Annotated in this window: 21 protein-coding genes; 18 read left to right on the top strand and 3 right to left on the bottom strand. The window is 32.6% G+C overall.

The annotated features are described in order from the left end of the window. Positions 1-23: 23 nt before the first annotated feature. The 7 genes from LQ688_RS05660 (at position 24) to LQ688_RS05630 (ending at position 6,887) form a co-directional block, all read left to right on the top strand. A complete protein-coding gene (locus LQ688_RS05660; protein WP_017001004.1) occupies positions 24-515 on the top strand; it encodes a carbonic anhydrase in 492 nt (163 codons plus the stop codon). A gap of 34 nt (positions 516-549) precedes the next feature. After that, the gene (locus tag LQ688_RS05655) at positions 550-918 is read left to right on the top strand and encodes a Na-translocating system protein MpsC family protein (RefSeq protein WP_017001006.1); all 369 of its coding nucleotides are present in this window, start codon (positions 550-552) and stop codon (positions 916-918) included. Positions 919-1,076: 158 nt separating this feature from the next. Beyond that, positions 1,077-2,729, top strand: coding sequence for a Na/Pi cotransporter family protein (locus LQ688_RS05650; RefSeq protein WP_017001007.1), 1,653 nt, complete (start codon positions 1,077-1,079; stop codon positions 2,727-2,729). A gap of 298 nt (positions 2,730-3,027) precedes the next feature. After that, the gene (locus LQ688_RS05645) at positions 3,028-4,104 is read left to right on the top strand and encodes a Gfo/Idh/MocA family protein (protein ID WP_231051283.1); all 1,077 of its coding nucleotides are present in this window, start codon (positions 3,028-3,030) and stop codon (positions 4,102-4,104) included. Positions 4,105-4,124: 20 nt separating this feature from the next. Beyond that, the gene (locus LQ688_RS05640) at positions 4,125-4,841 is read left to right on the top strand and encodes a ThuA domain-containing protein (RefSeq protein WP_231051284.1); all 717 of its coding nucleotides are present in this window, start codon (positions 4,125-4,127) and stop codon (positions 4,839-4,841) included. Positions 4,842-4,852: 11 nt separating this feature from the next. After that, positions 4,853-5,893 carry a Gfo/Idh/MocA family protein gene (locus LQ688_RS05635; RefSeq protein WP_017001010.1) on the top strand — a complete coding sequence of 347 codons (1,041 nt, stop codon included), beginning with the start codon at positions 4,853-4,855 and terminating at the stop codon, positions 5,891-5,893. A 25-nt stretch (positions 5,894-5,918) separates the two neighbouring features. Continuing rightward, the gene (locus LQ688_RS05630) at positions 5,919-6,887 is read left to right on the top strand and encodes a sugar phosphate isomerase/epimerase family protein (RefSeq protein ID WP_017001011.1); all 969 of its coding nucleotides are present in this window, start codon (positions 5,919-5,921) and stop codon (positions 6,885-6,887) included. Between the two features lie 84 nt (positions 6,888-6,971). Here LQ688_RS05630 and LQ688_RS05625 read toward each other — a convergent pair. The 3 genes from LQ688_RS05625 to LQ688_RS05615 form a co-directional block, all read right to left on the bottom strand. Continuing rightward, positions 6,972-8,098, bottom strand: a protein-coding gene (locus tag LQ688_RS05625) for an IS3 family transposase (protein WP_135020667.1) whose coding sequence is annotated in 2 segments (ribosomal slippage) — positions 6,972-7,852 and positions 7,852-8,098 — 1,128 coding nt in all. Because the reading frame shifts where the segments join, the coding sequence is not laid out codon by codon here. Between the two features lie 349 nt (positions 8,099-8,447). Then, positions 8,448-9,314, bottom strand: a complete 867-nt coding sequence (locus tag LQ688_RS05620; RefSeq protein ID WP_064211818.1) for a nuclease-related domain-containing protein — start codon at positions 9,312-9,314, stop codon at positions 8,448-8,450. A gap of 56 nt (positions 9,315-9,370) precedes the next feature. Then, a complete protein-coding gene (locus LQ688_RS05615; RefSeq protein WP_064211819.1) occupies positions 9,371-9,637 on the bottom strand; it encodes a type II toxin-antitoxin system Phd/YefM family antitoxin in 267 nt (88 codons plus the stop codon). A gap of 224 nt (positions 9,638-9,861) precedes the next feature. On the opposite strand from LQ688_RS05615, the gene LQ688_RS05610 reads away from it, so the two are divergent. The 11 genes from LQ688_RS05610 (at position 9,862) to LQ688_RS05560 (ending at position 22,904) form a co-directional block, all read left to right on the top strand. Further along, positions 9,862-11,196, top strand: a complete 1,335-nt coding sequence (locus LQ688_RS05610) for a sodium-dependent transporter (RefSeq protein WP_017000886.1) — start codon at positions 9,862-9,864, stop codon at positions 11,194-11,196. 35 nt (positions 11,197-11,231) lie between these two features. Further along, positions 11,232-12,107 (top strand): cidABC operon transcriptional activator CidR, encoded by an 876-nt coding sequence (gene cidR, locus LQ688_RS05605; protein ID WP_017000885.1) that lies wholly within the window; start codon positions 11,232-11,234, stop codon positions 12,105-12,107. 895 nt (positions 12,108-13,002) lie between these two features. Continuing rightward, complete coding sequence (locus LQ688_RS05600; RefSeq protein WP_017000076.1) at positions 13,003-13,383, top strand: CidA/LrgA family protein; 381 nt, start codon at positions 13,003-13,005, stop codon at positions 13,381-13,383. Next, positions 13,383-14,072, top strand: a complete 690-nt coding sequence (locus LQ688_RS05595) for an LrgB family protein (protein WP_017000077.1) — start codon at positions 13,383-13,385, stop codon at positions 14,070-14,072. Before LQ688_RS05600 ends, LQ688_RS05595 begins: the two co-directional genes overlap by 1 nt. A gap of 28 nt (positions 14,073-14,100) precedes the next feature. Beyond that, complete coding sequence (gene budA / locus LQ688_RS05590; protein ID WP_017000078.1) at positions 14,101-14,802, top strand: acetolactate decarboxylase; 702 nt, start codon at positions 14,101-14,103, stop codon at positions 14,800-14,802. A 330-nt stretch (positions 14,803-15,132) separates the two neighbouring features. After that, positions 15,133-16,755, top strand: coding sequence for a BCCT family transporter (locus LQ688_RS05585; protein ID WP_017000079.1), 1,623 nt, complete (start codon positions 15,133-15,135; stop codon positions 16,753-16,755). Positions 16,756-16,989: 234 nt separating this feature from the next. Next, positions 16,990-17,706, top strand: coding sequence for a phosphoadenylyl-sulfate reductase (locus tag LQ688_RS05580; protein WP_070045207.1), 717 nt, complete (start codon positions 16,990-16,992; stop codon positions 17,704-17,706). A 94-nt stretch (positions 17,707-17,800) separates the two neighbouring features. Continuing rightward, positions 17,801-19,618 (top strand): assimilatory sulfite reductase (NADPH) flavoprotein subunit, encoded by a 1,818-nt coding sequence (locus LQ688_RS05575; protein ID WP_070045205.1) that lies wholly within the window; start codon positions 17,801-17,803, stop codon positions 19,616-19,618. Positions 19,619-19,633: 15 nt separating this feature from the next. After that, positions 19,634-21,340: an assimilatory sulfite reductase (NADPH) hemoprotein subunit gene (gene cysI / locus LQ688_RS05570; RefSeq protein WP_017000082.1), complete on the top strand. Its 1,707-nt coding sequence runs from the start codon at positions 19,634-19,636 to the stop codon at positions 21,338-21,340. A gap of 14 nt (positions 21,341-21,354) precedes the next feature. Further along, entirely contained in the window at positions 21,355-22,125 is a 771-nt protein-coding gene (gene cobA, locus LQ688_RS05565) for a uroporphyrinogen-III C-methyltransferase (RefSeq protein WP_017000083.1), read from the top strand. A 14-nt stretch (positions 22,126-22,139) separates the two neighbouring features. Beyond that, positions 22,140-22,904, top strand: a complete 765-nt coding sequence (locus LQ688_RS05560; protein ID WP_070045203.1) for a sirohydrochlorin chelatase — start codon at positions 22,140-22,142, stop codon at positions 22,902-22,904. Positions 22,905-22,906: the final 2 nt, after the last annotated feature.

Genomic DNA, 22,906 nt, shown 5'->3' with positions numbered 1-22,906 from the left:
ATTTTTTGCTGAGAGGATGTATAATGATGAACGAAGAAAATAATATATTGATATTAGGTGAATTAAATACACATTCAGAAGACGAATTTGTTAGACAAGTATTTGATAAGACAGCTCATGTGTTTACTATAAATAGTTATCAATCAGAAATAGCGCAAGCATATGGAGAAGTTATGAGATCAATCATTATATCGATTTATCAGAAAGACATTCGAGAAATATACATCATTGGTAAAGACGAGGCTTATAATTTACCTAATATTGACTTACCTGAAAAGATTAAAAGCATGGAAAGTCGTTTAAAAACGATAGACTATTTATTTGAGAATTGTAAGCCAGAAATGAATGGTGAAAGTATTATAGATTGGTTAAATGGTGAACGTGATGTTCATAAACGAATTGAAGAAAGTGTTAACCAGATTTATAACCATCCATTAGTACCGGAAAATATTAAAATTTCCGGGATAATATTCAAAGAAAATGATGCAGAAACAATTATTCAAGAAACAACTTAAAGAGTATTTATCAATTTGTGAGGAGATGAAAGATATGGACATGACGAAAGGATACTGTGAATCTACAATAAGTAAAGCTATCACACAATGGGAAAAAGAATATTTAGGTAGAGGTTCATTGTCAGTGAAGACAGATATTTTAAGAGATATGATTATTGTGGATTTACAAGGTATTTTAACACCTGCTGAATACAAAGTCTCTGAAACAAAGGAAGGTTTACTTTCCATTAAACGCACGAGATCTACTTTAGTGGAATCAGACGTTTCACATCTTTATGAAATAATATTTAATATAACTAATGAAAAAGTTGACAGTTTTCATACTGATTTAAGTTCTCGTACTGGCGAACGTATGATGATTTTTAAAATGTACAATAATATTGAAGATTTATTTAATAAATAGGGTTGATTTGTAAATGTTTATTTGCGACAATTTCATAGTTCTTTTGTATTTAAAAGAAAATAGTTGAATTAAACGAAACTTAATATAAAATTTACATTAGATTAACAATTATCGTTTAATATTCACAATGGTTACAAAAAATTTAATTGAGGTGTCTTATGGAATTGTCGGCGCTAGAAATTATCTTCACTTTTATAGGTGGTCTAGGTATATTTCTTTATGGTATTAAGCAAATGGGAGACGGATTACAAGCTGCAGCAGGAGATAGACTGAGAAGTATTTTAAATAGATTTACTAGCAACCCAATAATGGGCGTATTAGCTGGTATGATTGTTACAATTTTGATTCAAAGTAGTTCAGGTACAACAGTTATTACGATAGGGTTAGTCAGCGCAGGCTTTATGACGCTAAGACAAGCAATTGGTGTCGTAATGGGTGCAAATATCGGTACAACTGTTACTGCATTTATTATTGGTATTGATATTGGGGAATATTCTTTACCTATATTAGCAATTGGTGCATTTTTAATATTCTTTGTTCAAAAACGTAAAGTTAAGAATGTTGGTATGATATTCTTTGGTTTCGGTTCTTTGTTCTATGGGTTAGAGCTAATGAGTGGCGCAGTAAAACCTTTAGCTAATTTAGATGGATTCCACAATATTATGCTAAATATGTCTCATACACCGATACTAGGTGTTGCTGCAGGAACATTTGTAACATTAATCGTTCAAAGTTCTAGTGCAACAATTGGTATATTGCAAGGATTCTTTGCGAATGATTTAATATCATTACACGGAGCTTTGCCTATTTTATTAGGCGATAACATTGGTACAACAATTACAGCTATATTGGCAAGTTTAGCAGGTTCATTAGCAGCTAAACGCGTTGCAGTTACACATGTATTGTTTAACTTAATCGGTGCGGCAATTTTCTTATTAATTTTACCGATTTATGAAGCGGCTGTTACATGGATGCAAGGTGCATTTAGATTAAATCCAGAAATGGTAATCGCATTTGCACATGGTACATTTAACATTACAAACACATTGATTCAATTACCATTTATTTTTGTATTAGCGTGGTTAGTTACAAAAATTATTCCTGGTGAAGATTTAAATGAAAAATATAAACCTAAATATTTAGATAATAACTTAATCAATAGAGCGCCGAGTATTGCATTGCAAGAAGCGCAAGATGAAATTAGAAACATCGGAAAGTTATCAATGTCTATGCTTGAAAAAGTAGATCACACAGATGATAAAGCTGTTAAAAAACATAAACAAAAACACGCTGCCATCGAGAATATGTATGATAATGTTAGACAATATTTAAATAAATTGTCAGAGAAAAAATTATCAGCAAAAGACGGAGAACGTCTATCTGTATTATATGATGTGAATAGAACAATTTTGAAAGTATCAGCACTAACAGAATCTTATTTAGATGAACTGCAGAAAAAAGAATCATCTGATATTCGAATCTCAGAAAAAGCTGAGCAAAGTATAGATAGACTTTATGAACATGTTAAAATTTCATATGAAAAAACATTCGAAGCATTTGATGTATATGATTATGTTAAAAAAGATGAGGTTGTAAAACGAAGTGAAGATTCATATTTATTAGAACATGACTTAAGAAAGAAACATATTAAACGTTTAAGTTCTGGGGAATGCTCACCAGAAGGCAGTCTTGTATATATAGATATGATCTCAATATTAGAGCGTATAGGTTATCATTCAAGGAACATTTCAGAATCAATGATTAACCTTGGAGAAGATACGTATACTCAAACATCTGAAGTAAGATTATAAAAATAAGCATATCACTTAACTGATTATTTCAGTTTAAAAGTGATATGCTTATTTATTTTGAGTTAGAATTTATGTCCGAGAATATTGAGAATAAGCTAAAAAATCGCGGAAATATTTTCATCAGATGAAAATATATTCTAATACGAACAATAAGTTTCTAAACAAGTGTTATTGATTGGTGTTTATCATTATTTAATTTACGATATGTATAAAGAGTAATATTTATAAATTTTTATAACATTAAATGTAAGCGTTTGCTAAAATGAAAATTAATTATAATTGAAAAGGGGAAATAGCGATGCAATTAAATGTAGGTATTATAGGTTGTGGTGGTATAGCGAATGGCAAGCATTTACCAAGCTTGCAGAAAATTGAAGAAGTAAATATTGTAGCATTTTGTGATATAGATGTAGAGAAGGCTGAAGTAGCAGCAGACTATTACGGTACTGAACAAGCAAAGGCTTATGCAGATTATAAAGAGTTGTTGAAAGATGAAACGATTGATGTTATTCACGTTTGTACGCCAAATAGTTCGCATAAAGAATTAACAATTGCTTCATTGGAAGGAGGCAAGCATGTGATGTGTGAAAAACCAATGGCTAAGACAACTGAAGAAGCACAAGAAATGATTGAAGCAGCTAAAAGAACTGGTAAGAAATTAACGATTGGTTATCAAAATCGTTTTAGACCAGATAGCCAGTACTTACGTCAAGCAACACAACGTGGAGATTTAGGGGATATATATTATGGTAAAGCACATGCTATACGTAGAAGAGCAGTGCCTACGTGGGGTGTATTCTTAGATGAAGAACAACAAGGTGGAGGCCCGTTAATTGATATTGGAACACATGCACTTGATTTAACATTATGGATGATGGATAACTATGAACCTGAATCAGTAATGGGGTCAACTTTTCATAAATTAGGTAAAAAAGAAAATGCAGCAAATGCTTGGGGACCATGGGATCCTAAGGAATTTACTGTAGAAGATTCTGCATTTGGATTTATCAAGATGAAAGATGGTGCAACAATCGTTTTAGAATCAAGTTGGGCGCTTAATTCACTTAATGTAGATGAAGCTAAATGTGAACTTTCAGGAACTGAAGGTGGAGCAGACATGAAAGATGGCTTAAGAATACATGGTGAAGACTTTGGTTCACTATATACAACTCAAGTTGAACTTGAAAATAAAGGCGTGGACTTTTATGAAGGAGAACAAGTTGATGAAGCAGAAGTAGAAGCGCGTTCATGGATTGATAGTATTTTGAATGATACTGATCCTGTCGTAAAACCTGAAGAAGCTATTGTCATCACTCAAATATTAGAAGGTATATATAAATCTGCGAAAACAGGAAAAGCTGTTTATTTTGAATAATAACTAAAGGGGATGTCTAAATGAATATAACAGTATGGAATGAATTTCGTCACGAAGTAGAAAGCGAAGAAATTAAGAAAGTTTACCCAAAAGGCATTCATAATGTCATAGCTGAATTTTTAAGTGAAAAACACAATGTTAAAACAGCAACATTGGATGAACGAGAACACGGTTTAACTGATGATGTATTAAATCAGACAGATGTCTTAATTTGGTGGGGACATAAAGCTCACGATGAAGTAGAAGATTCAATTGTTGAAAAAGTAAAGCAGCGCGTACTAGATGGAATGGGATTAATTGTGTTACATTCAGCACATTTCTCTAAAATATTTAAAAGCTTGATGGGGACAACATGTGATTTAAAATGGCGTGAAGCAGATGATAGAGAAAGACTTTGGGTTGTAGATCCTACTCACCCAATAACAGAAGGTTTAGACTCATATATCGAATTAGAAAAAGAAGAAATGTACGGCGAGCACTTTGATATACCAGCACCAGATGAAACAGTATTTATAAGTTGGTTTGAAGGCGGAGAAGTATTCCGTAGTGGCGCAACTTTCAAACGTGGAAACGGAAAAATATTTTATTTTAGACCTGGACATGAAAGCTATCCTACATATTATAACTCACAAATACAGCACGTTATTAAAAATGCAGTGGAATGGGCTGAAAACCTTAACACTCCTAAACATCAATATGGTAATGCTCAACCGTTAGAGCATATCAGTGAGAAATAGGTGAGTGAATTATGGACAAATTAAAATTAGGTATGATAGGCGTTGGAGGTATTGCTCAAAACAGACATATACCTGCATTTAAACAATTAAAAGGTACTGCTCAAATTGTAGGTGTTCAAGACATTAACTATGATTTAGCACAACAAGTAGCTAAAGAACATATGATACCTCATGTGTTTAAAGATTATGAAGAAATGTTTAACGAAATAGATGCAGTTGTAATATGCACACCGAATAAGTTTCATGCAGAAATAAGTATTGCGGCGTTAAATGCAGGTGTTCATGTATTTTGTGAAAAACCAATGGCCATGAATAAAGAAGAATGTGATGCGATGATTGAAGCGGCTAATAGAGCAAATAAATTGTTAGCTATTGGATACCATTATCGATTTACAGATGCTGCTATTACAGCTCATAAAGCAATTGAAGGTGGCACTGTAGGGAGTCCTCTTGTTACAAGAGTTCAAGCAATGCGTAGACGTAAAGTACCTGGATGGGGAGTTTTTACGAATAAAGAACTACAAGGTGGTGGAAGTCTAATAGATTACGGCTGTCATTTATTAGATTTATCACTTTGGTTACTTGAGGATGTTCAACCTGTTGAAGTATTAGGTAAAACTTATAACCGATTAAGTAAAACACCTAATCAAATTAATGACTGGGGAACATTTGATAGTAGTACTTTTGAAGTGGACGATCATGTTTCTAGTTTTATTACATTTGACGATCAGTCTACGATGCAATTTGAGTGTTCTTGGTCAGCGAACATTAAAGAAGATAACATACATTTAAGTATTTCAGGCGTTGATGGAGGATTGAATGTGTATCCATTTGAAATATATCAACCTAAATTTGGTAACTTTTTTAATGAAAAAGCTGTAGCAGAACATAATGAAGATTTAGCAGCACAGAGACAAGCCATGAATTTTGTGAACAGTTGTTTAGGACTAGAATCTTTAATTGTACAACCAGAACAAGCTCGAAAAGTCAGTCTCATTATAGATGCAATATATAGAAGCAGTGAAGAAGGACGTAGTGTTAGATTAACTTAATATCAAATATAAAGGAGCGATACATATGAAAATAGGTGTGTTTACAGTACTTTTTCAAGATAAATCATTTGAGGAAATGTTAGATTATGTCGCGAATTCAGGTTTGAAGATGGTAGAAATCGGAACAGGTGGTAACCCGGGAAATCATTTTTGTGATGTTGATGCATTATTAGAAAGTGAAGCTAAACGTGAATCTTTCATGGATGCGATTAAACAACGCGGATTAGAAATTAGTGCGTTTAGTTGTCACGATAATCCAGTTTCGCCGGATGAAGAACATGCTAAACAAGCACACGATACATTTATTAAAACAGTGAAGCTTGCATCGATTTTAGGAGTGCCTGTAGTCAATACATTTTCAGGTATACCAGGATCAGATGAAGATGCGAAACATCCAAACTGGCCAGTCACACCATGGCCAACAGCATACTCAGAAATTTATGAATGGCAATGGGAAGAGAAGCTGATACCTTATTGGAAAGAAGCGGCACAATTTGCTAAAGATCATAACGTTAAAGTCGGAATAGAATTACATGCTGGATTTTCGGTGCACACACCACATACGTTATTAAAATTAAGAGAAGCAACTAACGATGCAATAGGTGCGAATCTAGATCCAAGTCATCTATGGTGGCAAGGTATTGATCCAGTAGCAGCTATAAAAATACTGGGCAAAGCAAACGCTATTCATCACTTCCATGCAAAAGACACATACATTGATCAGGAAAATGTAAATATGTACGGATTAACAGACATGCAACCATATGGCTCCGTACAATCTAGAGCATGGACATTTAGATCTGTCGGTTATGGACATAGCCCTCAAGTATGGGGTGATATAATAAGCGCATTAAGAATCAATGGATATGATTACGTCGTGAGTATTGAACATGAAGATCCTATAATGTCCGTAGAAGAAGGCTTCCAAAAAGCAGTACAAAATCTACAATCAGTAAATATAAACGAAAAACTCGAAAATATTTGGTGGGCATGATGAAAACCATGACCTTAGCTCGTGTAAAACTCGCTAAGGTCATGGTTTTATTTTTGGAGAAAGTATTGGTATGTCAACAAAAACTTAGACAGAATTCATAAGTTTATAAGAGGTTGGCGTTTGATAATTTAATCCTGCATGTATTCTTTCATTGTTATACCAGTTTATATACATTTTTAATTCAATTTCTAATTGTTCTATCGTATAGAATCTTGTAGTATTTATGAATTCTGTCTTTACTGCTTTAAATATTGTTTCTGCTACTGCGTTATCATATGGATTTCCCTTACGGCTTAAAGAACGGTTAATATTGAATACATCAATTACTTTATCGATTAATTGATTATCAAATTCTCGTCCTCTATCTGTATGGATATAGCTTATATTAAATAGATTTGTTTCTATACTTGCTAATGCTTTGAATACTAAGTCAGCGTTTTTGCGTTGTCCTACACTATAGCCTATAATCTCACGATTATATAAATCACTAAATAAGCATACATAATGCCATCTATTGTCCACACGGACATAAGTTAAATCTGAAACAATGTATTTATACTGTTTATGGTTTTTAAAGTTACGATTTAAATGATTCTTGGTAGTAGATTGGTTTACCTTGCTTGATGTTACTTTAAATTTCATCTTTGTATAAGTAGAAACTAAGTTTCTTTGTTTCATTAATACACCAATCTTACGCCTAGACACATATAGTCCTCGTTTCGTTAAGGCAATTTTTATTTTACGTGTACCATAACATCGTCGATTAGAAATGAATATATCTTCAATTTCATCTGCTAATATCTCATCATTGTTTTCTTTATTAACTTTATGTTGATTATTTTGGTGGTAATAGTAGGTACTTCTTGGCATTTGTAGGACTTTGCACATTGCTGATACTGAATATTTGTGAGTATTCTTATTTATCACATCTATTTTCGTCCGATTATCAGCGCGGCTTGCTTTAAAATATCGTTTTCCATTTTTAGCTGTTTATTTTCTTTTTCTAGTTCCATCATTTTCTTTTGTTCTTTTGTAAGATTATCTTTGTGCTCAAAAGAACCAGAGGTTTTTGCTTGATTAATCCATCGATCTAATGCAGATGGGGTTAAATCATATTCTCTAATAATTTCAGATCTTGGTTTTTCATTAAGGTATAAATCAACCATTTGCTGTTTGAATTCATTACTGTATTCTCTACGCTCTCTTCTCATAAAAAGACCACCTACTTTCTTAATTTTAACAATACTTCTCTTTAAAGAAGTTGTCCAATTAAGTGTAGACGGTCCAGTGAATATATGGTGCTGGGCAAGGGTAGAAGTGTGGGGTGTGGATTAATGAGGAAGAAAATCCAATAAGAGTGTGTGTACTTGGATTAATGAGTTAGAAAATCCAATAAAGGTATGGTTACTTGGATTATTGTCACAGTTAATCCAATAAAGGTGTGTGTACTTGGATTAATGAGTTAGAAAATCCAATAAGAGTGTGTGTACTTGGATTAATGTCGTAGAAAATCCAATAAGAATGCTGCTCTTACAAAAATGGTGCTTTTTATTAAACGTATCAAATATAATATTGGATTTTTCTTTGACCTTCTTTTTTGAAGTATTGGTTACATAATTTTCTAATTGCCCATTCATTTCCATCACACCATATTTGAGCTTCTTTCAAAGTAAAAGGTTCGTTTTTCAATATATATAATTCTTTTAAGTTTTCTAAATATAATAATTGTCTTGCAGTTTTCTTCGAACAATACATACATTCTCCAAACCTCTTATGGCTATTTAATTGTATGTGTCCTATTTTTCTGCATTGTGGACACCTTAATCCAGGATTTATTTGATCAAAAGGTAATAAATTCTTTGGATAGATTTTCGAAAAATCTTTCTTCAAGGTCTTTATTCTATTCAAAATAATTTTATTTTCTTCTATTTTATAATTTTTAATTAATTTTGGGATTTTGTGTAATTCTGTAGGTAGTAGTACTTGATTGCGGTGAGGGATTTCTGTATGAAGCGTAAATGTAGGGTTAGTAAAGATGAGATAGGATTCAACTGTGCGTTTGATATCAAGTTTAGATTTCATAAGTTCTAGTTCATACTCAGCCCGCTTCATCTGCTGAAAAGGTGTTTGAAATATATTTCCATAGCTATTTTTAAGATGGTTATCAATTATATAGTAGTCACCTTTGTAGTGTTTAATTTCTAAATTTATAATTTTTTCGTCGTCGACAATTAAAAAATCAATTTGAACTTTATTGTTTATATCCAATTCGATATCATGCACATAATTTAACTTAAGTTCTTGATCTAATATTTGTTTAATTAATTCTTCACCTTCTATTCCTTTTATTTGTCTAAATAATTCTCGAGTTGTTTCATTTTGTTCTAAGCGACCGTCTAGCGCTTTTAAATAAGTGGCATATTCCATATACCTACCTCCTATTTTTTACAATTATTATATAATATTTATTCAGTGAATAACATCTATAAATTATTCCAATTTATATCATTAACATTAGTAAATAGACTATTATCTTGTTCGCGAGCTCTGACTTTATTCATAACTCCCATATCTTCTAAATAAAGTGTCTCTTGTATACTGTCCCATTCATCTTTACTAATTATTACTGCACTATTATGTGATTTTTTATCACTAATAATTATTGGTGTGTGATTTTCATTTACCTTTTTAAGCAAGTTGTAAAAATATTTTTTAGCATACTCTGGCGTTAATGTGTCATCTTGTATCATTGTTTCACTCCCTTTAGTTATAGATTAATTTTTCTTTGAATTAAGATTACCATACGCTATTTTTAAAATAAACTCCGATAAATTTCGGTTGAAAGTGGATTTTCTATAAAAACGTGAAATTTAAAGCTAGAAGGATAAATATTTATTGATTCATAAAAATTCTTACTGTGTAGTATACGATTATACGTTATACTTCTACTAAGAGATTTGAATGGAGTGATGACATGAATGAACAACGAGATCAATGGTCTTCTAAATTAGGTTTTGTGATGGCAGCAGCAGGTGCAGCGATTGGAATAGGTGCAATATGGAAGTTTCCATACGTTGCTGGTCAGTATGGCGGAGGCGCATTTTTACTTATATTTATCATTTTTACGTTATTTATAGGTTTACCAATGTTGATTTCAGAATTCATCATTGGTCGTTCAACGAATAAAGAGGCTGTATCGGCATACGACACATTAGCACCTAAGTCACCATGGCGTATAACAGGAAGATTAGGGGTTATTGGTTGTTTCTTATTGTTATCGTTCTACAGTGTTGTAGGTGGATGGATAACGATTTATACAACGATGAGTATCACAGGTAACTTAATTTCAGATGGTGCAAATTACGGGAAAATGTTCGAAGAAATTATTGGGAATCCCTTTATTGCATTATTAGGTGTACTTGTATTTATATTAATGAATGTACTCGTATTAAATTTTGGTATTAAAAATGGTATCGAAAGAGCGAATCAATATTTAATGCCATTGCTACTAATTTTTTTCCTTATTTTAGTTGTAAGAGCAGTAACATTAGAAGGTGCATCTGAGGGATTAGCGTTCTTCTTTAAATTTAATCTTTCTGATTTTAGTGCAAAAGGTATACTATTTGCGCTTGGTCAATCGTTCTTTGCGCTAGCAGTTGGATTTTCTTGTATGGTTACATATAGTTCTTATTTAAGTAAGAAAGAAAGCTTACCGACATCAGCAGCATTAGTATCAGGAATGAATATTTTAGTTTCTATTTTAGCTGGTATGGCTATTTTTCCAGTCGTATTTGCTTTTTCATTAGAACCTACTGAAGGGCCAGGATTGTTATTTATTGTGTTACCAAATGTTTTTGGGCAAATGGCATTTGGCACTTTATTCTTAACATTGTTCTTATTATTATTCTTATTCGCGACTTTAACTTCTTCATTCAGTCAGTTCGAAATCATTATTTCAGCATTTGAAAAAGATGGTAAACGTTCTAGAAAGAAGATTGTTTGGATATTAGGATTACTGACGTTTATAGCATGTATTCCTTCTACATTGTCTTATAGTGTTTTAAGTGACATATCAATATTTGGGAAATCTATATTTGATGCGACAGATTATTTAGTGAGTAATATATTATTACCAATAGGTTGTTTATTAATCGCAATATTTATATCTTTCAGAATGAATCCAGAACTTGTGGAAAAAGAATTCCGTATGGGAAATCATTTATCTGTAAAATGGTTTAAATTATGGAGAGTTTTAATGAGATATATTATACCGATTATTATTATAATTGTATTTATTTTCTCATTATAAAGTCGTGATGTTATGCCAAAAATGAGGTGTAAAATTTGGAATTTAAACAGTTAAAATATTTTGTAGAAATAGTTAGAAATGGTGGTATGACACAAGCGTCTGAACATTTATTTGTAGCTCAATCTACAATAAGTAAAGCCGTTAAAAATTTAGAAAATGAATTTGATATTACATTATTTGATCGTTCACAACGCCATATCAAATTAACAGATACAGGTGAAGTTTTTTACGAAAAAGCAGTTGAATTCCTTACATTATTTGATAAATTAACAATGGAATTGAATGATATATTTGAAATTAAAAAAGGCCATATCAGGTTAGGATTATCTCCTATGATAAAAGTGAATTTGATTACAGATAATCTCGAAAAATTCCATAAAAAATATTCTGATGTAACATACGAAGTGCTTGAAGGAGGCGGTAAAGCAGTCGAAAATTACTTGAGCCAAGATGAAATAGATATCGGTGTGACTGCTTTACCAGTAGACTCTTCAAAATTTAATAGTATGCCGCTTTATAAAGAAGAACTCTTTTTAGTGCTTAATCAATCTCATAAACTTTCTCATAAGAAAAAAGTTGCTATACATGAACTTGTAGATGAAGAATTCGTTTTATTACACGACGATTATTATTTAAGAGATATGATAATTGAAAACTGTCGTAAAGCAGGATTTTATCCTAAAACGGTAGCTAAAATCTCGCAGTTAACTTTTATAGATAATATGATTAAAAGAGGTCTAGGAATTTCGATTGTACCAAAGAGTATCGCAGATCAAATGGGAGACGAAGTTAGAGCCATTGAACTCGCAGGCGAGAAAATATATTGGCACCTCGGCCTAATATGGAAAAAAGGTTCATATATGAATCAAGTAACAGAAGAGTGGATGGCATTCTTAAAGCAAGACCTTTAAAAATAAGAGGCTGAGACATGTATTTATGTCCCAGCCTCTTATTTTTAAATTTGTATCAGAATAAAAGTGAATTTGTTAGTTTACGAAATGGTTAATTGGATTTACTACGACAATAATCCAAATAGACACACTTTTATTGGATTTACTACGACAATAATCCAAATAGACAACTTTTATTGGATTAACTACAACAATAATCCAAGTAACCATACCTTTATTGGATTTTCTACGACAATAATCCAACTACACATAGCTTTATTGGATTAACTACAACAATAATCCAAATAGACACACTTTTATTCGATTTTCTGCAACAATAATCCAACTAACCACACTTTTATTGGATTAACTACAACAATAATCCAAGTAGACACACTTTTATTGGATTTTCTACCTCAATAATCCAAGTAGACACACTCTTATTGGATTTACTACGACAATAATCCAACTACACATAGCTTTATTGGATTAACTACAACAATAATCCAAGTAACCATACCTTTATTGGATTTTCTACCTCAATAATCCAACAAGAAGTGCTCTACGTGAGTTTATGCAATATTTAATCCAATAAAGCAGTGTCAGCTCTTACTTTTATAAGTTCCATCTTCAAAAAAAGAGCAAGGAGTTTATTTCCTAAGTTCTTTTTTATTTTTTCTAACATAAAAAATATTATTATATGATAATTTAAATGTACTTTATAACTCTGAGTTAAACCTTTATACATCAATAGGTTTAACGCTTACATTAGTCCTGTTTATTATCCTTATATATTTCTTTAAAACTTAAGTATTCCATAATGGAATACTAGAAATCGATATTATGTATTTTATTAATACATAGTAACCTCATATAATATAGATTAAGAGTTTAAAGTAAAAGGGATTGATTAAATATGATGAGACGACTTATAAAGATAATATTACAAGTCACGTTAATATATGGCATCACGTTATTAGGCATGTGGTTAAGAGAATTACTTCATATACCTATAGCAGGTAGTATTGTCGGATTGGCATTATTATTTTGTTTGTTACTATTTAAAGTGATACCTGAACATTGGATAGAAGTTGGTGCTAATAAACTGATCAATGTGATGGTGCTCTTTTTTGTACCTTCAATTGTTGGCATAATGGATATCGCAAATCAAATTGATCCCACATATATTTTTCTAGCGATATTAATCATTATTAGTACAAGTTTAGTGGCATTATCTTCAGGTTATGTTAGTGAAAAATTATTAAAAATTAAACCATCAAGTAAGGAGGACATGTGATGATTATTCAAGCGATAGGCATGATTGTACTAACATTAATAACTTATATTGCAGCTAAGAAACTGCAAGTTAAATATAAGCATCCGCTATTGAACCCTGCTTTAATTGCTTCAATCGTAATCATTTTTGTTTTACTTATATTCGGTTTGAACTACACTGATTATATGGTAGGCGGAACATGGATTCATAATTTCTTGGATTGTTCTGTTGTAAGTTTAGCCTATCCCTTATATAAATTTAGAAAACTCATTTTAGCAAATTTCAAAGTTATTATTACAAGTGTAATGACAGGCATTATGATGAATTTTATAGTCATTTACGGTGCGCTATATATAATGGGGTACCCTAGTCAAACGATTGTGACAGTACTACCAAGGTCTATGACAGCGGCAGTCGGTATAGAAGTTTCAGAACAAATGGGTGGAACAGATACGATAACTGTTATGTTTATTATAGCTACTGGTCTTATTGGTAGTATATTAGGGAATTTCTTTATTACAAAAGGACGTTTTCAAAGTGATTTAGCAAAAGGTATGACATACGGTAATGCCTCTCATGCATTTGGTACTGCAAAAGCTTTAGAAGCTAATTTTGAGGCAGGAGCTTTCAGTACGATTGGTATGATATTAACTGCTGTAATCAGTTCTGTCATACTGCCATTAATGTATTTAATCACAACTTATATATAAATAGTACGAAAGAGGAGGTGTCTTATTTATGCAAACTTTATATCAGCATGGCACGTTAGCTACTTTGATGGCTGGTCACTTAGAAGGAACAGCAACAATTGATGAGATTTTACAACATGGTGATTCAGGTATAGGGACATTAACTGGATCAGATGGAGAAGTTATATATTTAGACGGAAGAGCATTTCATGCAAATGAATTTGGAGAGTTTAAAGCATTAGAAGGTAATGAAATGACACCATTTTCTACAATTACAAGATTCAGCGCAGATAAGACTTATTATGCTGCACACGAAAAATCTGACCAAGTATTTGATGAAATATTGAACAACATGAAAAGTAAAAATTTGTTCTCTGCTATAAAAATAACAGGAACATTTAAGAATATGCATGTAAGATGGATGCCTAAGCAAGAACCTCCATATCAACGTTTAATAGAATCCGCAAGACGCCAACCTGAAAAAGTAGTTCCTGAAGTTAGAGGAACAATTATAGGTTTCTATACACCAGAACTATTTCATGGAATTGGAGCTAGTGGTTTTCACGTTCATTTTATTGATGAATTTGAAAGTTTTGGTGGACATGTTTTAGATTTTGAATTAGAAGTAGGTAGTATCGAAATACAAAACTTTGATACATTTGAACAACATTTACCTTCAGATAATCAATCATTTTTAGAAGCAGATATTGATTATAATAATATAGGTTCAGAAATTTCAGAAGCAGAATAAAAGAGCTGGAAATTCATTTTCTAGCTCTTTTTTAATATAAATTTTTATTCATATAAAATGCATAAAAATACGTTATTAAAGTTAATTAAATTTGTTCAGTACGTTAAATGTTAACTTAACACAGTTGTTATAGCGATATTTGTTCACATTTTAATTAATGGAATTTATATAATTATTCAAAATAACATCAGAAATAGATTGTATGAAATTTGCATTATTATTAAAACTTGTATAACCTCATCATTGTGATTTGTTTTGTCGTATTCATTAATCATTGATCATGATTTCAATTTACGATACATAATAACCGACAACGAGGGGTGTTCAGGATTGCAAAAATATAAAATTATGGACTGGTGGACGTTCCTTGGTACGGTAGCAGTATTATTATTTGCCGTAGTACCGATGATAGTCTTCCCAAAAACGAGTCAGTATGTTATTACACAGATTAATGAAACGATTTCTAATTCATTAGGCTCGGTCTATCTATTACTAGGATTAGTAGTATTTGGATTTGTGTTATACATAGCTTTTGGTAAGTACGGAAAAGTAACACTTGGGAAAGCTAGCGATAAACCAGAGTTCAATAATTTCAGTTGGGCTTCTATGCTCTTTTGTGCTGGAATAGGTTCCGATATACTTTATTGGGGCGTTATAGAGTGGGCTTATTATTATCAAGTACCACCTTATGGTGCAAGAGGTATGACTGATGAAGCGTTAGAATATGCTACGATGTATGGCATGTTCCATTGGGGTCCAATTGCTTGGGCAATATATGTATTACCAGCATTGCCTATTGGGTATTTAGTATTCGTTAAGAAAAAGCCCATTTATAAAATTAGTCATGCTTGTCGACCAATTTTAAAAGGTCAGACTGATAAATTTCTTGGTAAAACAGTAGATATTTTATTTATATTTGGTTTGCTTGGCGGAGCGGCAACATCACTTGCGCTAGGTGTGCCAATGATTGCGGCTGGTATAGAGCGACTGACAGGGCTAGACGGAGAGAACATGGTGATGCGAAGTATTATATTACTTATCATTACAGTCATATTCGCATTTAGCTCGTATACTGGTTTGAAGAAAGGTATTCAAAAATTAAGTGACATAAATGTTTGGCTAACATTTATTATTTTAGGTATCGTGCTTATTATCGGACCAACTGTCTTTATAATGGAAACAACAGTTTCTAGTTTAGGTAATATGTTGAAAAACTTCTTCCAAATGAGTACTTGGCTAGAGCCATTTGGTGGCATAGGAGGAAGAAAAGAAACGAACTTCCCACAAGACTGGACTGTGTTCTACTGGTCATGGTGGCTCGTATATGCACCATTCATAGGACTATTTATTGCAAGAATTTCTAAAGGACGTACTTTGAAAGAAGTTATTTTAGGAACAATTATTTATGGAACTTTAGGGTGCGTATTATTCTTTGGTATTTTAGGTAACTATGCAGTATTTCTTCAATTATCAGGACAATTCGATGTTATTCAGTTCTTAAATCAACATACACCTGAAGCTACCATTATTGAAGTGATGCATCAATTACCATTACCTAAAGTGATGGTTGTATTGTTCTTAATCTCAGCGTTTCTATATTTAGCAACTACGTTTGATTCGGGTTCTTATATTTTAGCTGCTGCAACACAGAAAAAAGTTATAGACGAACCACTTAAAGCGAACCGTCTTTTCTGGGCATTTGCTTTATGTCTATTACCATTCTCTTTAATGCTTGTAGGAGGAGAAAAAGCTTTAGAAGTTTTAAAAACTGCTTCCATTTTAGCAAGTGTTCCTTTAATAGGTATATTTGTGATGATGATGATATCCTTTATAAGGACTTTATCAGGCGATCGGATAAAACTAGAAGAACGTGCTGATAAATTGAAAGAAGTTGAAAGACGTTCTTTAAGGATTGTTCAGGTTAGAGAAAAAAGAGAAGATGATAATTTGTAAAATAATTAAGGTTGTTAATAAGTCAAACATTGGCTTATTGACAATCTTTTTTTATATTACTTATCTTCAATTAACAGAAAATTAAAAAAAGAACTGTTGACATGTATGTAACTATCGGGTAAGCTAATCATCATAATTTATTATTCCTAGTAAACATATCAGAATAAAATATTTTTCAGAAATAGCTATGTTTAAAAATAAACCATTTTTATGTAAAAGGAGGTTATTTAAGTCATGACTGGAGTGTTAACTTATGAACGCTTTGAAACGGACCCGTTTGAAAATTTAAATGCTGATGACGAAACAAAGGGCGCTTATCATATTATTAAATGGGCGTATGAACATTATGGAGATTCCATTGTTTATTCATGTAGTTTTGGTGCTGAAGGTATGATTCTCATTGATTTAATATCTAAAGTGAAAAACGATGCTAAAATCGTATTTTTAGATACAGACTTACACTTTCAAGAAACTTACGACTTAATTGATCGTGTTAAAGAGAGATATCCAAAACTAAATATTGAACTTAAAAAACCAGATCTCACACTAGAGGAACAAGCTGATCAATATGAACCTGCTTTATGGACGAGTAATCCTAATCAGTGTTGTTATATTAGAAAAATAAAACCTTTAGAAGAAGTGCTATCTGGTGCTACTGCATGGGTATCTGGATTGAGAAGAGAACAATCTCCAAGCAGACAAAACACAAATTTTATTAACAAAGATGAAAGATTTAAATCAATTAAAGTTTGCCCATTAATTTATTGGACATGGGATGATGTGTGGGAATACATCGAAAAACATGATTTAACTTACAATGAACTACATGATTTTCAATATCCGAGTATAGGTTGCATACCTTGTACATCACAAGTTTCTTCATCAGGGGATTCTAGAGAAGGTAGATGGACAAACTTTAACAAAACAGAATGTGGCTTGCACACAAAGTAAAACTGCAAGCTAAAATTTTTAACATTAAAACATAGTATACCAATAAGATTAATTAGTTTTTTAAATAAAAATTGGACAGGATGAGGTGACATTTTTGGAGTTAACAGTAACGAATAGCCCATTTAATCAACAGCAGTCAGAAAGCATTACTCAATTACTTTCAACACTTACACCCGAACAGAAAGTTTGGTTGAGTGGTTATTTGACAGCTTCACAATTTAAAAATGATTCAAATCAAGCAGTATTAGAACCTACAACAGAAACGAGCGTTGCAACGCTACCGAAACAAAGAGATATTACAGTGTTATACGGTTCTGAAACAGGAAATGCACAAGGATTAGCTGAAACATTAGAAAATAAATTAAAAGAACAGTCATTTAATGTTCAGCTTGAATGTATGGAAGATTTCAAACCAAAGAATTTAAAGAAAGTAGAAGATTTATTTATTATTACTGCTACTCACGGTGAAGGTGACCCTCCAGATAATGCCATCACATTCCATGAATTTATACATAGTAGGAAGGCGCCTAAATTAAATGACGTTAGATTCTCTGTACTTGCACTTGGCGATGAATCTTATGAATTTTTCTGCCAAACAGGAAAAGATTTTGATAAAAAGTTAGAAGAATTAGGAGCTGAAAGGTTACATCCACGTATTGATTGTGATTTAGATTTTGATGAACCAGCTGAAAAATGGATGGAAGATATATTAAATGCTTTGGCAGTGGAAGCAGGTAATACATCAGATATACCAGCTCAAGTCGATCCAGAACATATTTCAACAACTCAGACTTATTCTAGAACAAATCCTTACGAGGCTGAAATTCTTGAGAACATTAATTTAAATGGACGTGGCTCTAATAAAGAAGTAAGACACATTGAGTTATCGTTAGAAGGTTTTGGCGAAGCATTTGAACCGGGTGATTGTATAGGTATCTTCCCGAAAAATGATCCGGAATTTGTTGAAGAATTGATCGAAACACTCGTATGGGATGCAGATGAAGAAGTGCCGATTAACGAAGATGGAGATAAGCTGAGTTTACGTGATGCTTTAACGAATTACTTTGAAATTACAAAATTAACAAAACCAATTATTAAAAAGGCGGCTGACATTTTTGAAAACGGTGTGCTATCAGAAAAAGTGAAAAAAGATAGATGGATATATGGATATGTAGAAGGTCGAGATTTTATAGATTTAATCAATGATTTCCCACCAGAAGATTTACAACCTGAAGCACTGCATAAAATTCTTAGAAAATTACCAGCGAGAGAATATTCGATTGCTAGCAGTTACGAAGCAAATCCAGATGAAGTTCATCTTACAATAGGAGCCGTTAGATATCATGCCAATGGACGAGATCACAAAGGTGTATGCTCTGTTCAATTTGCTGAAAGATTAGAGCCAGGAGACAAAGTTTCTATTTATTTGAAAAAGAATCCAAACTTTAAGTTTCCTAAAACAGAAGATACACCAGTTATTATGATTGGCCCAGGTACTGGTATTGCACCATTTAGATCATATATTCAAGAAAAAGAAGAATTAGAGCTCGGAAATAAATCTTGGTTATTCTTTGGAGAACAACACTTTACAACGGATTTCTTATATCAAACAGAATGGCAAACATGGTTAAAAGATGGTGTGTTAACTAAGATGAACTTAGCATTTTCAAGGGATACTGAAGAAAAGGTTTATGTACAACATCGCATTGAAGAAAATGGCGAAGAACTTTATCAATGGATTAAAGAAGGTGCAGCAATATACGTTTGTGGAGACGAGAAAAATATGGCGAAAGATGTACATCAATCTCTATTAAACGTTATCCAAAAAGAAGGTCATTATAACGAAGAAGAAGCGGAAACATTTTTAACGAAATTAAAGAAAGATAAAAAGTATCAAAGAGATATTTATTAAGAGGGGGCAAAATATATGAGCACTCACACAGAACTATCTGAGAAATTAGATGAATTAGAGCATATAAAATATAGAAGTAATTACTTAAGAGGTAGCATACAAGAAGGTTTAGATGATGAAATAACTGGTGCTATCGCAAATGATGATACGAAGTTACTAAAGTTCCACGGTAGTTACATGCAAGACGATAGAGATATACGTGACGAACGAAGAAGACAGAAATTAGAACCCGCTTATAGTTTTATGATTAGAGTAAGAGTTCCGGGCGGTACAGCAACGGCAGATCAATGGATTGCAATGGATGATATATCCGAACAATACGCAAATGGAACAATTAAGTTAACGACAAGACAAGCATTTCAGTTTCATGGCATTTTGAAAAGAAATCTAAAAAGTTCTATGCAAAGTATTCACCAAGCGGTTATGGACTCACTAGCAGCTTGTGGTGACGTTAACAGAAACGTAATGTGTAATCCAAACCCTTATCAATCTGATGTACATAAAGAGGTAGATACATTAGCTAGTCAAATTAGCGATCATTTATCACCTCGAACTGGTGCTTATCATGAAATATGGTTAGACGGTGAAAAAGTAGTTGATACAAAAGAAGAAGTAGAACCGATGTATGGAAAAACGTATTTACCACGTAAATTCAAAATTGGCATTGCAGTTCCACCTTCAAATGATATCGACGTTTATTCTCAAGATATTGGACTAATATCCATCATTGAAGACGATAAATTAGTCGGCTTTAACGTAACAGTTGGTGGCGGTATGGGAATGAAGCATGGTAATACAGACACATACCCACAAGTTGGAAGATTATTAGGCTATATTGATAAAGATAAAGCGGTAGAAGTATCTGAAGCTATTTTAACGATTCAAAGAGATTATGGTAACAGAACAAACAGATTAAACGCTCGTTTCAAATATACAGTGGATAAATACGGTGTTGATTGGATTAGAAATGAACTGAATAACCGTTTAGGTTGGGAAATTGAAGAAGTGAAACCATTTGAATTTGAACATAATGGTGATCGTTATGGTTGGACTGAAGGTAGTGGTAAATGGCACTTTACGCTGTTTGTACAAAATGGTCGAGTTAAAGATACTAAAGATTATCAGTTAAAAACAGCACTTCGAAAAATCGCTGAAATTCACGACGGTGATTTACGTTTAACGCCAAATCAAAATTTAATCATAGCTAATGTTGATGAATCAAATAAAGATAACATTCAAAAAATTATTGATGAATATGGTATTACTGATGGTGAACATTACACAGGATTAAGAAGAAATTCTATGGCTTGTGTAGCTTTTCCAACATGTGGTTTAGCGATGGCAGAGTCTGAACGTTATTTACCAACTTTAATTAATAAAATAGAAGGACTATTAGATGAAGCTGGCTTAAATGAAGAGGAAATTACAATTCGTATGACAGGTTGCCCTAATGGATGTGCAAGACCAGCACTAGCAGAAATTGCATTTATCGGTAAAGCGCCAGGTAAATATAATATGTACCTTGGCGGTGGATTCGCAGGAGATCGTTTAAACAAATTATTTAAAGAAAATATTGGTGAAGATGAAATATTAGAAAGTCTAAAACCAATTCTTATCCAGTATGGAAAAGAAAAAGATGAAGGCGAACATTTTGGAGACTTTGTTATTCGTAAAGATATTATTAAAGAAACATACTCAGGTCAAGATTTTCATAGTCAATAAAAAGAGGTGGAAAAATGGGCAAAGTATATTTGGTTGGCGCCGGTCCGGGTGATCCAGACTTAATCACAATTAAAGGTATTAAAGCAATTAAACAGTCAAATGTCATTATGTATGATCGACTAGTAAATAAAGCATTACTCGAATATGCGTCTGAAGATACGAAACTCATATACTGTGGTAAAAGCCCAGATAATCATTCACTAAAACAAGAAGAAATCAATGCATTACTTGTTACTTTATCTTTAGAGGGCCAGACAGTCACAAGGTTAAAAGGGGGAGACCCTTTTATCTTTGGTAGAGGTGGAGAAGAAGCAGAAACTTTAAAGTCTCATGACATACCATTTGAAGTAGTTCCAGGTATAACAGCTGGTGTAGCAGCTCCAGCATATGCTGGTATTCCTGTTACACACAGAGATTATAGTTCTTCAGTTGCTTTTGTAACAGGCGTTATTAAAGACTCAGTAGATGAAGATGAATACTGGAAACATCTAGCACTGGGACCGGAAACATTATGTATATATATGGGCGTAAAAAAACTCCCGGAAATAAAAAATATATTAATAAAACACGGTAGAAATCCTAATACGCCAGTTGCTTTAATTCATTGTGGAACATCCAATCAACAAATTACAGTAACAGGAACTTTAAAAGATATTGTTGATAGAGCTAGAGAAATTCAAAATCCAGCAATGATTGTAATTGGTGAAGTCGTTAAATTAAGAGAAAAAATAAATTGGTTCGAAGAAGTCGCTCAAGATAAACATATTCCAGAACTCATGCATTAAATCGGAGGGATACAATGAAAGGTGTACTATACGTCAGTCACGGTAGCAGAATAAAAGAAGCAACGGAAGAAGCAATTTCTTTTATTGAAACAGTGAAAGAGAAGGTAGATGTATCTCTTCAAGAAATATGTTTCTTAGAATTAGCAGAACCTACAATTCATCAAGGTATGCATAAATTAATTGAAAAAGGTGCGACAGAAATATCTGTCATACCAGTTCTTTTATTAAGTGCTGGTCATTATTTTAAAGATATACCTGAAGTTTTAAACGAAATTAAAGTGAAGCATCCAGATGTAGTGTTTACATATGGTCAACCTTTAGGCGTTCAACCTAGATTAACGAATATCATTAATGACCGTCTTAAAGAAACGCATGTGTTCCCTCATTCAGATGCAAAACTGTTAGTCGTTGGACGGGGTAGTTATAATCCTCAAACTAAAATTGATATTTCGGCAATAACTGAAACATTATATGAAACGACTCCATTTGATGATGTAGAGGCTTGTTACTTAGCAGCATGTGAACCATCTTTTGAAGATGCGCTAGAATCCGCACTTGATGAAGGTCATTCTCAAATATATATTGCGCCTTATCTATGGTTTACAGGCGTACTGGAAAAACATATTGAGAGCACTGTTCAAAATCATAAATCAAATAGCGATATCATTGTTTGTGAGCATTTAGGTCACCATGAAGCGATACAAGAAGCATTGAAAGATCGAGTGCTTGAAACGATACACCATGAAGAAATTCGAGAATTTGCATTAAATAAAGGATGATG

The organism is Mammaliicoccus sp. J-M40, assembly GCF_022386395.1.
GTDB lineage: Bacteria > Bacillota > Bacilli > Staphylococcales > Staphylococcaceae > Mammaliicoccus > Mammaliicoccus lentus.
The sequence above is the reverse complement of the archived record's forward strand: the minus strand, read 5'-3'. Positions and strand labels throughout refer to the sequence as shown.